The sequence below is a fragment of the Scytonema sp. UIC 10036 genome (genome assembly GCF_009725235.1).
On the sequence record NZ_WJFC01000093.1, the window covers coordinates 12,604 to 27,568 of the forward strand.

General features: G+C 40.7%; 14 protein-coding genes. 9 read left to right on the top strand and 5 right to left on the bottom strand.

Annotated features, from left to right (window positions below):
- Positions 1–162 precede the first annotated feature (162 nt).
- From radA to F7734_RS33850, 3 genes are all read left to right on the top strand, one after another.
- Positions 163–1,725 (top strand): DNA repair protein RadA, encoded by a 1,563-nt coding sequence (gene radA, locus F7734_RS33835; RefSeq protein WP_155748914.1) that lies wholly within the window; start codon positions 163–165, stop codon positions 1,723–1,725.
- A 280-nt stretch (positions 1,726–2,005) separates the two neighbouring features.
- Positions 2,006–2,257: a DUF4258 domain-containing protein gene (locus tag F7734_RS33845; RefSeq protein WP_155748915.1), complete on the top strand. Its 252-nt coding sequence runs from the start codon at positions 2,006–2,008 to the stop codon at positions 2,255–2,257.
- An 11-nt stretch (positions 2,258–2,268) separates the two neighbouring features.
- Positions 2,269–2,508, top strand: coding sequence for a DUF2283 domain-containing protein (locus F7734_RS33850; protein ID WP_155748916.1), 240 nt, complete (start codon positions 2,269–2,271; stop codon positions 2,506–2,508).
- A 239-nt stretch (positions 2,509–2,747) separates the two neighbouring features.
- Here F7734_RS33850 and F7734_RS33855 read toward each other — a convergent pair whose 3' ends face one another.
- Both F7734_RS33855 and F7734_RS33860 read right to left on the bottom strand, forming a co-directional pair.
- The gene (locus F7734_RS33855; RefSeq protein WP_166482318.1) at positions 2,748–3,707 is read right to left on the bottom strand and encodes a class I SAM-dependent methyltransferase; all 960 of its coding nucleotides are present in this window, start codon (positions 3,705–3,707) and stop codon (positions 2,748–2,750) included.
- Between the two features lie 34 nt (positions 3,708–3,741).
- Entirely contained in the window at positions 3,742–3,984 is a 243-nt protein-coding gene (locus tag F7734_RS33860) for a hypothetical protein (protein ID WP_155748918.1), read from the bottom strand.
- A 69-nt stretch (positions 3,985–4,053) separates the two neighbouring features.
- Here F7734_RS33860 and F7734_RS33865 point away from each other — a divergent pair, with 69 nt between their 5' ends.
- Together F7734_RS33865 and F7734_RS33870 are read left to right on the top strand one after the other, a co-directional pair.
- Positions 4,054–4,941 (top strand): PhnD/SsuA/transferrin family substrate-binding protein, encoded by an 888-nt coding sequence (locus F7734_RS33865; RefSeq protein WP_155748919.1) that lies wholly within the window; start codon positions 4,054–4,056, stop codon positions 4,939–4,941.
- Positions 4,942–5,249: 308 nt separating this feature from the next.
- Positions 5,250–6,593 (top strand): serine/threonine-protein kinase, encoded by a 1,344-nt coding sequence (locus F7734_RS33870; RefSeq protein ID WP_155748920.1) that lies wholly within the window; start codon positions 5,250–5,252, stop codon positions 6,591–6,593.
- Positions 6,594–6,658: 65 nt separating this feature from the next.
- Here the strand turns inward: F7734_RS33870 and F7734_RS33875 are convergent, their stop codons facing one another.
- Entirely contained in the window at positions 6,659–7,570 is a 912-nt protein-coding gene (locus F7734_RS33875) for a DUF3365 domain-containing protein (RefSeq protein ID WP_155748921.1), read from the bottom strand.
- A gap of 19 nt (positions 7,571–7,589) precedes the next feature.
- Positions 7,590–8,495: a DUF3365 domain-containing protein gene (locus F7734_RS33880; protein WP_155748922.1), complete on the bottom strand. Its 906-nt coding sequence runs from the start codon at positions 8,493–8,495 to the stop codon at positions 7,590–7,592.
- A gap of 715 nt (positions 8,496–9,210) precedes the next feature.
- On the opposite strand from F7734_RS33880, the gene F7734_RS33885 reads away from it, so the two are divergent.
- The 3 genes from F7734_RS33885 to F7734_RS33895 all read left to right on the top strand — a co-directional run bounded on the left by F7734_RS33885 (position 9,211) and on the right by F7734_RS33895 (position 12,468).
- A complete protein-coding gene (locus tag F7734_RS33885) occupies positions 9,211–11,088 on the top strand; it encodes a serine/threonine-protein kinase (protein WP_155748923.1) in 1,878 nt (625 codons plus the stop codon).
- A gap of 37 nt (positions 11,089–11,125) precedes the next feature.
- Positions 11,126–11,368 carry a type II toxin-antitoxin system HicB family antitoxin gene (locus tag F7734_RS33890; protein WP_155748924.1) on the top strand — a complete coding sequence of 81 codons (243 nt, stop codon included), beginning with the start codon at positions 11,126–11,128 and terminating at the stop codon, positions 11,366–11,368.
- Between the two features lie 197 nt (positions 11,369–11,565).
- A complete protein-coding gene (locus F7734_RS33895) occupies positions 11,566–12,468 on the top strand; it encodes a hypothetical protein (RefSeq protein WP_155748925.1) in 903 nt (300 codons plus the stop codon).
- A gap of 47 nt (positions 12,469–12,515) precedes the next feature.
- Here F7734_RS33895 and F7734_RS33900 read toward each other — a convergent pair whose 3' ends face one another.
- Entirely contained in the window at positions 12,516–13,193 is a 678-nt protein-coding gene (locus F7734_RS33900; RefSeq protein WP_155748926.1) for a peptidoglycan-binding protein, read from the bottom strand.
- Between the two features lie 260 nt (positions 13,194–13,453).
- Here F7734_RS33900 and F7734_RS33905 point away from each other — a divergent pair, with 260 nt between their 5' ends.
- Positions 13,454–14,857: a hypothetical protein gene (locus tag F7734_RS33905; RefSeq protein ID WP_155748942.1), complete on the top strand. Its 1,404-nt coding sequence runs from the start codon at positions 13,454–13,456 to the stop codon at positions 14,855–14,857.
- Positions 14,858–14,965: the final 108 nt, after the last annotated feature.

Sequence of the window (14,965 nt, forward strand, 5' to 3'; positions counted from 1 at the left end):
TTTCTCAACTCTCCTTAACTAAAATTTTTCATGCTTAATTTTTAGTACCATAGTATTAAGATATCATTTCACAATTTGAATGGAAAAAACCTGCATCTACTACTATTATTCAAGTTCACTTTCCTCAAAAACTTAAGCAAAAATTAAGATAAGATATAATAAATGCCAAAGCAAAAGACATATTACGTTTGTAGTGAATGTGGCTCGGAGTCTCCTCAATGGTTTGGTAAGTGTCCGGCTTGCGGCACCTACAACTCTCTAGAAGAGCAGATTGCTATTCAGTCATCGACAGATATACCCAGTCGGGGGATAAGTGGATGGCATCAACAGGCGGGAAACACAAAACCTACAGCTAAACCTGCAAAACCACGCGCCTCTCTGACATTTGACCAAATTAGCGATCGCCAAGTGACTCGTTGGGCGTCTGGTTATGAAGAACTCGATCGAGTCCTTGGCGGCGGCGTTGTTCCCGGTTCAATGGTACTTATAGGTGGCGATCCGGGAATTGGAAAATCAACTCTGTTGCTGCAAGTATCCAGCGAATTGGCGCAGAGATACCGCATTCTCTACGTTTCTGGAGAGGAGTCAGGACAGCAAGTTAAACTCAGAGCATCTCGTTTGGGTGTCTCAAAATCTCTAAGTTTAGTGAGTGGTGGTAATGATAACATTAGTGGGAATAGCGAAACAACCAAAGAAACGACTCTTGAGGTAACAAAGCCGTCTGAAGAAACTAGGGATGCGGATCTGTACGTATTGCCAGAAACTGATTTGGAAGAGATTTTGAAGGAAATGGATTCCCTCAGACCAAATGTGGCGATTATTGATAGTATTCAAACAGTGTTCTTTCCGGCATTGACTTCTGCACCCGGTTCTGTAGCTCAGGTAAGAGAATGTACTGCGGCTTTGATGAAAGTCGCAAAGCATGAAGATATTACGATGTTAATTGTGGGACACGTCACGAAAGAAGGTGCGATCGCAGGGCCAAAAGTATTGGAACACTTAGTCGATACAGTCTTGTATTTTGAAGGTGACAGGTTTGCATCCCATCGATTATTAAGAACAGTAAAAAATCGATTTGGGGCAACACATGAAATCGGTATCTTTGAAATGGTAGATACGGGTTTGCGAGAAGTCCCCAATCCTTCCGAGTTATTTTTAGGAAATCGTGATGACCCCGCGCCCGGTACTGCCCTAGTTGTGGCTTGTGAAGGCACACGTCCAATTGTTGTTGAGTTGCAAGCTTTAGTCAGCCCTACGAGTTACCCCTCCCCCCGTCGTGCAGGGACAGGTATAGATTACAACCGCTTGGTACAAATCTTAGCGGTGTTAGAAAAGCGGGTAGGGATTCCCATGTCGAAACTGGATTCTTACGTAGCTTCCGCAGGTGGACTGAGTGTGGAAGAACCAGCCGTCGATTTGGGAATAGCTATATCAATTGTTGCTAGTTTCCGCGATCGCATTGTAGACCCCCGTACCGTACTGATTGGAGAAGTTGGCTTGGGGGGACAAGTCAGATCTGTATCGCAGATGGAATTGCGGTTAAAAGAAGCAGCAAAACTTGGATTTAAACGGGCGATCGTACCTAAAGGGCAAAAATACCCCAACTATGACATTGAAATTGTACCAGTTTCCAAAGTCATAGACGCCATTATTGCAGCAATCCCGCAACAGGGTTTAACAGAAGCTGACTTAGCACCAGATGATGATGACGAGGAATCTATCTAGGGAGTAGGGTGGGCTGAAGCCCACCATTTCAAATAATACAAAAGATAAGGACAAATGCTGCTTTGGGGTTTAGAATTAGCCGAACAAGAACGGCAACGCGCCGAACAAGAACGGCAACGCGCCGAACGACTTGCAGCACAGTTGCGGGCAGCAGGGATAGAACCAGAAGTATAATTGAAAACTGCTTTTCGCGATCGCTTTTCTAAAAAACGTGAATGTATTAGACGCTTGCTGTTTTCTTACTCTTTTCCCGCCATTCGATTACCTTAAAAATAGTTATATGATTGTTAGGCTACATCCTCATGCTCAAGCACGATTAATTGAGCGGGGTGCAACAGAGGAAGAAGTTGTCCTTACTGTTGAAGGAGGTGTTACTTTTCCCGCTCAATTTGGTAGAACTGGATTTAGGCGTAATTTTTCCTTTAATGCTGAATGGAATGGAAAGGTTTACGCTACGAAAAAAATTGAGGTAATTGCAGTCCAAGAAGGAGAAAATTGGTTAGTTATTACTGTAATTGTTAAATATTTTTAAGGAAAAATAAGATGAAGATAACTTACGATCCTAGATACAACATAGCTTATATTTACCTTCAAGAAAAAACAATGCAGGTGAACACAATCCAAGTTAGCCAGGAGATGAATGTAGATGTTGGTCTAGATGGAAAAATTTATGGCATTGAACTCCTAAATGCTAATCAACAACTCGGTTCTCTTGAACAAGGTAAGCTGGTTGTTGTTAACGAAGCTTTGGGTGAATCTGCTGAAATCAGGCTGTCACTATGAAAACTATTATTTAGCGGTGCTTTCTACTAATCCCGTTAACTGTGCTTGTAAATCTAGTTGGAGTGGGATTCAATCGTAACAAGGATTCCATAAGTACAGAGATGATGAGGAATCTATCTAGGGAGTAGGGAGTAGGTTGGGTTGAGGAACGAAACCCAACATTTTGTCAGGTTTGTTGGGTTGAGGCGATAGCGTTACCCAACAAATCAATAATCTCAGCCCTTGCAGTGTTAAGGCAATTAACCAGATACTTTTGTAAAAACGGACAATACAGTATGACCTTCAAAAAAGCTCCCAAATAGATTTTGTAGATTTCTCTGAACTATAGCAGGTCGTATACGGAATAAAAAGAATTTAGTAACCCGAAAAATGAACTGAAGCATATTACCTAATAGCACTGATTTAGACTTTAAACTTTGAATATAAAAACCAAAATAATTGTCGTAATACCAGGGTTCCAAAATTTGAATAAGATACCTATCTAAGCGAATTGGAAAAAATTTTTCCAGGTTTGCCAATGATTTTGCATTCCATAGTCCCATATGGTGAGGCGGCAAATTCAAAGTGAAATATTTATCATGTTTTAAAAGATAAGGGTTATTATGAGGCACTCCAATTATTAGCTTACCTCCCGGCTTTAAAACAGCAATACATGCTTTTAAGAAGCTTTCTACTTCGACTATATGCTCCAAAACCTGAAAAAGACAGACTATATCGTATTTATCTGCATTAATTTTGGCGTGTTCCTGTATAGTTTGATTTTGTACACATAAGCCAATCTTTTGAGCATCCCGAACAGCATCGTCGTTGAGTTCAAGACCTATATAATTTATTCCTTTTTGCTCTAAAATTTCAAGAAATTTACCATTTCCACATCCTACTTCTAAAACTAAACAATCTGCTGGGATAAAATTAATGGCTACCTGATGTTCCCATTTTCCTGAGGAGTAATATCCCTCAATTTTTTGGAGTTCTCTGTACAATTCATCTTTTCCAGCTAGAGTAAGCGGATAATAAAAACGGTAATCTGTATCCAAGCATCTACAAATTTTGACTGATTCTACTTCTTTAAAATAATCACTGACATCGATATTGTATTCTTGTAAGTAAAGATTCTTTATGATTTGACTGTCAATTTCTTCTTCGACGACGACATGATTTGAACCAGTCAATGGACTCCTGATGATTAAATCAGACATACTACCCTCCATGGACGATCGGTTGTTGACCAAATTATGCAGAGGAGCAGGGGGAGCGAAAACAATTTTTCTCTCCAAAGAGCAGAGAATCGGCTTCGGCTTGCTGATATAATTCTATATCTAACGGTAAGCTTTTTCTGCCATCATAGTAAATGAAGTTATACGATCGCTCGGTTCTCTTGAAGAAGGATATAGCAGTCCTAAATGATTTACAAACACCTCTTCCTTGTCTTCCTTGTCCTCCTTGTCTTCCTTGTCTCCCTTGTTTGGATCTCAAATAGGATTGCTATAGGCTGGTTGCTGTTAATGAAGCTTTGGGTGAACCTGCTGAAATTAGGCTGTCTCTATGAAAATTATTATCTGGCGGCGCTTTCTACTAATCCCGTTAACTGTCCTTGTAAGTCTAGTTGGAGTGGGATGCAGTCGTAACAAGGACTCTATAAGTGCAGAAAGGCTTACTGTAGGAGTAGTCAGTTATGGTGAACAAACAGTTTCATTAGAAAGGTACGAGCAATTTAAAAACTATCTTGCCGCGCAAACTCAATCAATTGTAGAACTGGAACCAGCTTATAACGAATTACAAGCTCTCGAGCAAATTCAACGGCAAAGATGGGAAATTGTCTTTGCCCCTCCAGGTTTAGCAGCAATTGCGATGGGCAAAGGTCTTTACATTCCTTTATTTTCCATGGAGGGAATTAGCAGCAGACAGCGTTCCTTACTGGTGGTGCGCGATGATAGACCGATTACCAAAATAGCAGATCTAGCAAATAAAACTGTTGCTTTAGAATCGGTAGGTTCGGCTGCGGGTTATTATGTTCCTCTCTACGATCTGTATGGATTAACTCTGGCTCAAATCCGTTTTGCACCCACTCCTAAAACAGTTCTCGAATGGCTTAATGAAGGGAGTGTAGATGCTGGGGCAATAGCTGAAAAAGATTTTGAGCTTTACAAGCAGCAATTTAGTGGAACTAAGTTTAGGGTTTTACACACCAGTCGATGGATTCCTCCTGCAGTTGTACTCCTAGCACCTACAGTAGAGCGTAATCGACAGCAACAAATCGAAAAAGCTATGGAGCAAGCACCAGGGTACATAATCTCAGACGCCGGTTATGTTCCTGCGGCTAAAATACCCAGCTACGATCAGTTTATTAAGTTGGTGGAAAAAGTCAGACCTTTAGAAGCGCAGGTTAAACAGACGCCTACTGTCTTAATTAATCCCGAAGCAACTAAATAAGAGATATTGCGATCGCAACTAGCAATCCGTGTTGCTTGATAGAATTCAATTGTGATTTGCGTATTTTATAAGAATTCTACTGATTAATTAATTAGGTTCTTTATAAAGTTCGCTCGCTCAACGAGTGTTTACCATGTTCCAAGTATATTTAAATACACATTTTACTGGCTTGAAGAAGGCTGTTGTTATGTAAGTGTCTCGTAAAAGCTCGGTGTTGTAGTTAAAACAAGTTTTTACTTGTCAATCTCATCTATGTAAAAAAACAAATTGTATTGAAAATACTTCAGCTAGGTAGGAGTGCGCGGATTATGTCTCAGTCCCCCGTCATTAAACCAGAAATACCCTCTGGAACATTTATCGATAATCGCTACATCATCCAAAAACTTTTGGGACAGGGTGGATTGGGAAGAACTTATTTGGCATTTGATACGCGTCGTTTCAATGAACCGTGCGTTTTAAAAGAATTTGCTCCTGCCGGTTCGGGAGAAAGTTCGCTAGAAAAGTGCCGGAATTTATTCAAAAGAGAAGCTAAAATTCTTCATCAGTTAGAACATCCTCAAATCCCTCGATTCTTAGCTTGTTTTGAAGGTGATGGTCGGTTGTTTTTGGTACAAGAGTTTGTGGATGGTAAAACCTACTCAGCCCTATTACGAGAACGTCAAAAACTGGGACAAGTTTTTGGTGAAAGTGAAGTTGTACAGTGGCTGAAAAACTTGTTACCAATTCTTGAGTATATTCACACAAACAATATTATTCATAGAGATATTTCCCCTGACAACATTATGTTGCCTCAAGGAAAAGAGTTACCAGTGCTGATAGATTTTGGTGTAGGAAAACAAATAGCTGATTTAAATGAAGCAACTAGAGCGAGCCAGATAACTTTTGTTGGCAAAATGTCACTTGTTGGTAAAGTAGGATATGCTCCTCGCGAACAAATTAGCTTGGGGCTGTGTTCTCCTAGCAGCGATCTTTATGCTTTAGGTGTAACCGCAATAGTTTTGCTAACAGGAAGAGATCCTTCTTTGTTAATGGATCAGTATTCTTTAGAGTGGAGATGGGATCAATTTGTTCGTGTCAGCAATTCATTTGCTCAAGTTCTCACGAAACTACTTGCAGATACCCCAAGATACCGCTATCAAAACTCAAGAGAAGTTCTGACAGACTTAGCACGTCTTGGAATAGCACAAGTATCACCACAACTACCACCACAACCACAAGCACAAAATAGAAATTTACCTCCCACTTTGGTGAATCACGAATTTGTGTCAGGCGCAACCAATCGACCCTTCCACAACCAACATCCAGAAGCCCATTTTAGTTCACCTCCGAGTGAACCCCCGTTTGAAATTCCACAGCAATTTCCACAGCAATTTCCACAGGTTCAATCACAATCCAAATCTTATCAACCACCATACCCAACATCCCAACCTCAAGCTCCACCATCTCAACCACAATCTTCACTCAACCCAGCGTTTTTAGAACGCTGTCAGCAAGAACTTGCTTATCGCATTGGACCGATGGCAAGTCTGATAGTGGAGGAGACACTAGCCGAACATCCAAACGCCTCGCCATATCAGTTTGTTGAGCTTTTAGCAAAGGAAATTCCCGACGCACAAGAAGCTTTTGCCTTCAGACAGCGTTTGTTTTCTTAGAGTTAGTAGTTGGTGGTTAGTAGTTAGTAGTGAGTAAAACCACTAACCACTAACCACTAACAAAATTACGTACTCCCCGTGTTTCCATAAGTACGTTTGATTCTTTTCATTGCCATATCTAAACTCAGCTTCATTCGTTTGAAAGCTTTAGCAAGATTGCCAATTTCATCATTTGTCAGCTGCTCAAAATCAACATCCATATGCCCAGTGCTGACTTCTTCAGCTACGCGAGTTATACGCTTGAGAGGTACAACAACTTCTCGATTTAAGAAGAAGTTAACTAGAAAGATAACAGCTACAAACAAAGCAGACACCAGTCCTACCATAATGAAAAGAGATTGATTGGCTTTTTCAATAACTCTGCTTGCAGGTAATGACACTATTTGAGCTGAGACAATTTCATTCAAATGCCAATTAAATCCACCCGCAGTACCATAACGTTCAATCATAGTTTTTGGTGCAGCATCAGGCGCACCGTGACAGACAAGACAACTTTCTTTTGTTACAGCTAGCGGACGAGCAATGTAAAAAACATCACCTCCAGGCAGCGATCTAAATCCACTGACCTGTTTTGAATTTTTATTTTTTCTAAAACCTTCTACAATTCGAGTTTCAAAACTATCTGCTTTATCTCTAAGATTCGTTGGATTGAGTGTTGCTTCTTTGTAAAAGAAGTCACGATATTCCGCTCTTCTTCGTAAAATTTCAAAAACTTCTCTTGCTGAATATGCCGCCACAGTCTGTGGTAAAAATTTAGTTGTTAAGTCATCCGTAAGTTCTGGAGTGATTTGAGTAATTGTATACTCCCGCACAGAAGACATTGTATCAATGAGAGATAAAGCTTTGGCGGTAATTTCATCCTTCGCATTTTGATTTAATAGCGTAGCAAGTGTAATTCCACTGAAACTTACACCTACTACAAGAATCAAAAGTAACAAAATTGTAAATTTTTGTTTTAATTTTAAATTTTTTAGCATAACGAGCGCTCAATTTCTGTCATTGCGTAGAATTGTAAAACTGTTTCAGCTTTTTCATTGCCATTTCTAAACTTAGTTTCATGCGATTAAAAGCTTTGGCTAACTTACCAATTTCATCATTAGATATTTCCTGGAAATTTACATCCATATGCCCTGTACTTACTTCCTCAGCTATGCGAGTGATGCGTTTGAGAGGACGAAGAATTTGATGATTTAAGAAAATATTAACCAAAATAATGATACCAATAAACATAGTAGACACAATTCCGAGAATCCAGACAGAGGATTGCTGTGACTTTTGGATGACTTTCCTTGCTGGTACTGATATCATTTGAACGCCAACAATTTCATGCAATTTCCACCCAAATCCGTTAACTGTACCATATCGGTCAATCATAGTTTTGGGTGCAACATTAAAAGTGCTGTGACACTCCAAACACTTTGATTCGGTAACCGCTAGCGGGCGAGCAATATAAAAAATATCTCCGCCTGGTATTTTACGGAATCCATCCAATTCTTTTAAATTTTTGTTTTTTCGGAATCGCTCAACAATTTGGGTTTCAAAACTGTCAGCTTTATCTCGCAAGTTTGTTGGATTCAGTGTTGCTTCCTTATAAAAAAAGTCTTGATATTCTGTTTTTCTTCGCAAAACTTCAAAAACTTCTCTTGCTGAGTAAGCTGGTACACTTTGGGGTATAAAATCAACTGCGAATTTATCAGCTAACTCTAGATTGACTTGTTGATTTGTGTAGTCACGGACAGAAGTCATGGTTTCCATAATCAACAAGGCTGTTGCTGTGATTTCTTGTCTTGCATTATGCTTCAGGACAGCAGATAAACCCAAGCCACCCAAGCTTAAACCCACTACAACCATAATCGACAGCAAAATTGTTAATTTTTGTCTCAAATTTAGATGTTCAAGCATAAGCACAGACATATGAAATAAATAGTATGTAGTTTTTTTCTACTTCCAAACCTCTGCTCTCTCCCTTTCTTTTTGTAAAATAGATCTTATTTTTGGCTCAACATAGTTGACAGGAAAACATCATATAACTCCAAAATACCGAGATCCTTTTCCAGATTATGCTTGTTTTTTTCTTTAAGGAAAGAACAGGTAATATTCCTTAATTCTTCAAGGACTTAAAATCTCAAAATATTGTAGACTAACATAGGGTCATCGTGTAGCAATCCTAAATCATTTTTAAAAAGATTGGCGGGAGCTACAAATTGTGAAATACCCAAAATACTGTTGAGATTGCCTCAGTCCTGTATTAATCAAATCTTAAAGTTTTCTTATACCAATTTAATATGAAGCTGCATATTATTTTTACCCCGACTAACCTCCCCTTATCAAGGGGAGGAAAATAAATTTCCTGTTTCCCCCCAATACATCGGGGGGATTAAGGGGGTAAGGAGAGATCCCACCGTTGGTAGAGTTTTTTCGGGAGCATCTTCATCTGAAAACGGTATTAGTTTTCAATTGGTTACTATCTAAAGATAATATAAGTAAAAGTTCAGATAATTTTACCTTTAAATCCTCAGTGTAGGTTAGTTTAGGCTCAAAGAGAGCAAATTTCCCCCAATCAATTTCAATCTTATAGCTATGCCACAATAAATACAGAATTTGGCGATTATTACGAATGGTCTGGAATCCAGGACAACAGTTGTTTGGGGGACGGTATATTATTGTAGGGCAACTAGGCGAAGGAGGAATTGGTGTGACCTACCTCGCTAGAAACGAGCACAAAGAACTGCGGGTTATTAAAACACTTAGAGAAGAACTCCTTAATAAGGCTGCCTGGAAGCCGCACCAAGTGAAATTGAAGCAAGATTTTCGCGATGAAGCAGTTCGGCTGGCTGTCTGCCGCCATCCTCATATCGTGCAGATAGAAAATATTTTTGATGAAGATAGTCTTCCTTGCATAGTTATGGAGTATATTGAGGGCGAAGACTTGAGCAACCGAGTCCGTCGTTTGGGAATCTTATCAGAAACGGAAGCATTGTTATACATCCAGCAAGTTGGTGATGCGTTAAAAGTTATTCATAGTAAAGGCTTGCTACATAGAGATATCAAGCCACGCAATATTATGATTCGTGCTGACAAAAATGAGGCTGTATTGATTGACTTTGGTATTGCCAGAGAATTTATTCCCAATGCAGTTCAAAGGCATACAGTGTACCGTACTCCTGGTTTTGCTCCTCCCGAACAATATGAATTGGAAGCACCAAGAGGAGAATATATTGACGTATATGCTCTCGCTGCTACATTGTATAATATATTAACAGGAGTTTTACCAAGAAATGCGGTTGACAGAAGCCCTGAAAATCCTCTACAGCTACCACAATATTATAATCCTAATATCAGCAATAGGGTCAACGAAGCCATTTTGCGGGGAATGGATTTACAACCGCATCATCGCCCTCAATCCGTACAACAATGGCTAGACTTACTTTTTGGAGACGAAGAACTTCCTCCTACACAGTTGGTTTCCTCTAGTCCCCACGCTCAACGCCCTACACCTCAATCCTTTACTGGCAGGCAGTTCTTTGCTCCTACTCCTACTCCCCCTTCCTCAGAAACCTCTTTGCAATGGCAGTGCATACGTACTATTACCGGACACTCAAATATGGTTCATGCCGTTGCTATTAGTCCTGATAGTCAAGCGATCGCCAGTGGAAGTAACGATAACACCGTTAAATTGTGGCAGTTGAGCAATGGAAAACTCATACGTACTTTTGGTCGTTGGTTTTCCGGTCATTCCAATATGGTGAATGCAGTTGCCTTTAGTCCTGATGGGCAGTTGCTTGCCAGTGCAAGTTCTGATGAAACAATAAAGTTGTGGCAAATAAATACAGGCAAAGAAATTCGCACATTCACCGGTCATTCCAACTGGGTCAATTCAGTGACCTTTAGTCCCGTCTTGCCAGATTCTTCTTCGTATCAACTAGGGCTTGGGCGAATGTTTGCCAGTGCTGGAGCTGACGGCACAATTAAGTTGTGGCTGGCAAGCACAGCTGTAGAAATCCGCAGTCTCACAGGACATACTGATTCAGTGTGGTCAATCGCCTTCAGCCAGGATGGTGAGCTTCTAGCAAGTGGTAGTGCTGACTGTTCGGTCAAGCTTTGGCAAGTGAGTACAGGCAGAGAACTGCACACCTTCACAGGTCATTCCTTCTTTGTAAACTCCGTTGCTTTCAGTCCCAATGGGCAAATTTTAGCAAGTGGCAGTGCCGATAATACAATCAAACTTTGGAATGTTAACACAAAACAAGAAATTGTTACCATAACTGGTCATTCTGACTCAGTGTGGTCAGTTGCTTTCAGTCCAAACGGTCAACTTTTAGCCAGTGGAAGTTGGGATCGCACTATCAAAATCTGGCAAGTCAGTACAGGTGCTGAAGTTATGACTCTTACAGGGCATACCAGCTATGTCCGCTCCATTGCTTTCAGCCCTGACGGAAAAATAATCGTCACCGGCAGCGATGACGACACTATTAAAATTTGGCGACAGGGTTAACGTATTCTGTATTTAAAGCAAGTTGTTATTAATAAAGATGAAACACATAAAAATTATTGTAGAAAAACATTCTGATGGTTATATTGCTTATCCCCTTGGCATCAAAGGGATTGTAGTTGGTCAAGGCGATACCTACGAGGAAGCCTTAGCCGATGTTAAATCTGCCGTCCATTCCCACATCAAAACATTTGGTACTGAAGTTATTGAGGATGAAACACTTTCACTCGACGACTTACCCGTACTAGAAGCTTTTGTCACTGAAATTCAAATACCTGGATGAGAATGGGGCATTTGTCAATAGTCAATAGTCATTTGTCCGCCTTGTCCGCCTTGTCCGCCTTGTCGCCTTGTATTCCTTGTCCCCTTTGTCCCCATGCCCCAGTCCCCTGCCTCCTTCTAACTCTCCAGATAGACCAGTAAATTTCTAAAAATTGTCACAATAAGGACTATCACTCTTAGTTTTTCACAATCAACCCTATGGGCTTCGGTATAGGTGATTTATTCTGGATTTTTCTCCTTCTTTCTTCTCTGCAACCCTTGTGGCAGAGACGCCAGATAGAGTTTCGCCGTGTTCGTACCATTCAGCAATTTCAACAGCAACGAAAAAGCCGCGTTATATTACTCATTCATCGCCAAGAATCTATCAGCTTTTTAGGGATTCCCGTATCGCGATACATTACTATTGAAGACTCAGAACAAATTTTGCGAGCAATTCGTCTGACCCCACCAGAAGTTCCCATTGACTTAATTTTACATACTCCTGGTGGTTTAGTCTTGGCAACCGAACAAATTGCTAGAGCATTAATTCGCCATCCTGCAAAAGTTACCGTCTTTGTCCCTCATTATGCTATGAGTGGCGGTACAATGCTTGCCCTAGCGGCTGATGAAATTGTTATGGATGCCAACGCAGTCCTCGGACCGGTCGATCCCCAACTCGGTAACTTTCCCGCTGCTAGCATTCTTAAAGTTGTTGAACAGAAACCCATTGGTGAAGTTGACGACCAGACTGTTATTATGGCAGACCTGGCACGTAAGGCCATCGAGCAGGTGCAGCGCTTTGTGCGGACTTTGTTAAAAGACTCAATTCCCACAGAGAAAATCAAGCCTGAAAACATCGAAAATATTATCGACGCATTGACAACCGGGCGCGTGACTCATGACTACCCCATCACTGCGGAGGAAGCAACACAAATGGGGCTGCCTATTACAGTTGGACTACCCCGTGTTATCTACGATCTCATGGATCTGTATCCTCAACCCCAAGGCGGACGTCCAAGCGTTCAGTACATCCCCATGCCTTACGACAATGGTCGCCCAATCCTTCCTACTCCTAAAGGTAGACCTTTAGAGGAACCCAGCCCAAGTCAGTTCAACAGTTAAAAGTCAAAAGTCAAAAGGGCAAAGAATTCTGACTTTTGACTTTCTACCTATGGCGTGGGTGTCGAAGTCGCTGTTGGTGTTGGTGTTTCTGTAGCTTCTGGTGTTGGTGTTTCTGTAGGTGATGCCTCAGGTGTAGAAGTAGGTTTTGGTTTGGGTGAAGTCGTTGGAGTGGAACTCGGTTTTCTTGTCGGTTGTGGTTTGGATGTGGGTGAAGTTGTCGGTGACGGTTCGGCTGTTGGGGTCGGTTCGGTTTTGTTTAAGATTTCTTTTGCCTCTTGGTCAAGTCTTTGCCTGAGTGCTAAGTCAGCGATTCCAGTTTCTTGCAAACCAACTTTTTTTTGATACAGCTTTACTGCTGCTTCTGTCCTTGGACCGTAATATTGATTTTTTGGTAAGAGAGGATCGGGCTTAACTACCAAATTCAGGTTTCCCTGCAAAATTTCAACAGTCGTCGCTGCAAAATCTTGGGTTTTCTCTCCTGCGACTCCATCAGCAGGTTTTAATTTATACCCTTTTTGAAATTCAATGATGACTTTTTTGGCATCCGCCTCTGTCAAAGGCGCATTTGATACCTTGATGTTATAGCCCAAACCCCTCAACACAGAACGGAACTGTTGAGGTGTATACCTTAGGGCTGCAAACGCCGTATCCGTTATAACTATGCTAGTTGTTATCAGACAGGCTGTAGCAATGCTAACACTTGATTTTCTTAACACACACCACATAGACAAGACTCCTCACAATTAAATCAGCATGGCTATGACGTTAATAAATGAATTAAGGTTTCTTTAACCTCTTTGTCTCCCAGTTATGGATGATTTTTGATTAGTTTAATTTATAATGGGTGCGTTCTAGAATTATTGTAATTAGCTATTTTGTCATCTATCTCAGGCTGTATAAGTTTAGCTTGTTATACTTTATCCTTCATACTTAATCCTTCCTTCAAATGGCTATATCAGCACGTAATTTATGGTTTGAGAGGTTGATGGCACTTGTTGCCTCAGCAAATTTACTATTAATCTTATTTGATTTAAGTTATGTTCCTTGGCGAAATTTGTACGTACAAAAGCTTCCCCAAGTAACACATATATACGATCGCTTTAAAGGTATTGAACCCCATCGCGAAACAGTCCAATATCTGAAAACAGTAGACGCACTCATAGCACAAGTGAGTCAAACAGGATTGCAATCGTCACAAGTAGAAACAAGATTAGCCGAACTTCGCTATTTGAGTAATGAAATGGTTGATAGCAATCCTTTTGCCGGAGTGGGTAAGAGCGGGACATTAGAAAAAATCAAAAATCGGATGCGCGATCGCATTAACGTAGAATCGTCAAAAAAAGCTTTTTCTATTTTCTGGAGTCAAGCATACTTATCAAAACGCGATTGGACTCAAGAAATAGGTTTTTTCAACAAGGCAATTAGACCTTTAATTGCTACCAATTACTACCGTCGTATAGGAGAAGATGGCGAATTTATCGACGATTTTTGGCTGATTGACTTACCATTCGTCTTAATATTTGCTGTTGAATTGCTAGCACGAAGCTACTATATCAAGCGCAGTCATCCTGGTTTTAGCTGGTTCAATGCAATTCTTTGGCGCTGGTACGACCTATTCTTACTACTACCGTTTTTGAGATGGTTAAGAATTATATCCGTACTCATTCGTCTAGACCAAGCCAAATTATTAAATCTTCAACCCCTGCGCCAGCAAATCCATCAAGGAATTATCGCCAATTTTGCGGAAGAAATTACAGAAATTGTCGTTGTGCGGGTTATCAACCAGATTCAAGGGGCTATTCACAGAGGCGAACTCAAAAGGTGGTTACAGCAAAACGAGAGTTTACGTCCTTACATAGATATTAACAATATCAATGAAATTGAAGCCATTGGAACTATTTTTGTTCAAACTATCATTTACCAAGTCTTGCCAAAAATCCAACCAGAAACGATCGCGATCCTGCGCCATACCATAGATAGTGCTCTCAAACAATCCCCTATGTATAGAGATTTACAAAACTTTCCTGGAGTAGGACAGATACAGATCCAACTGAGCGAGCAATTCGCGACCCTGATTGCCACTAACCTTTACAGTGCAGTAGTCAGCGCCGCCGAAGATCCAGTAGGAGCAAAACTTTCAGGTCAATTAGTAAAACGCTTTACCGAAGCTCTTGGAACAGAATTGCAAAACAAACACGTTCTTTCAGAACTTCAGAACCTTGTGCTCGATTTTCTAGAAGAAATCAAACTCAATTACGTTCAGCAAATGTCAGAAGAGGAGATGATGCAAATTTTGCAGCAAACCAGACAACTGAGAACAAAACCATCAGTTCAACAGGTTAGCTCTCCACCTCCTGTCATGCTATCACCTAAGGAAAAAGGTTCTTGAAGAAGGCACAGAGCAGAGGGCAGAGGGCAGAAGGCGAAGCGTCAAAAGCTCAATCGAATAGGCGATGGGGTTCTTGAAACTCCGTCCGCATAGGTTATATCTTATTAC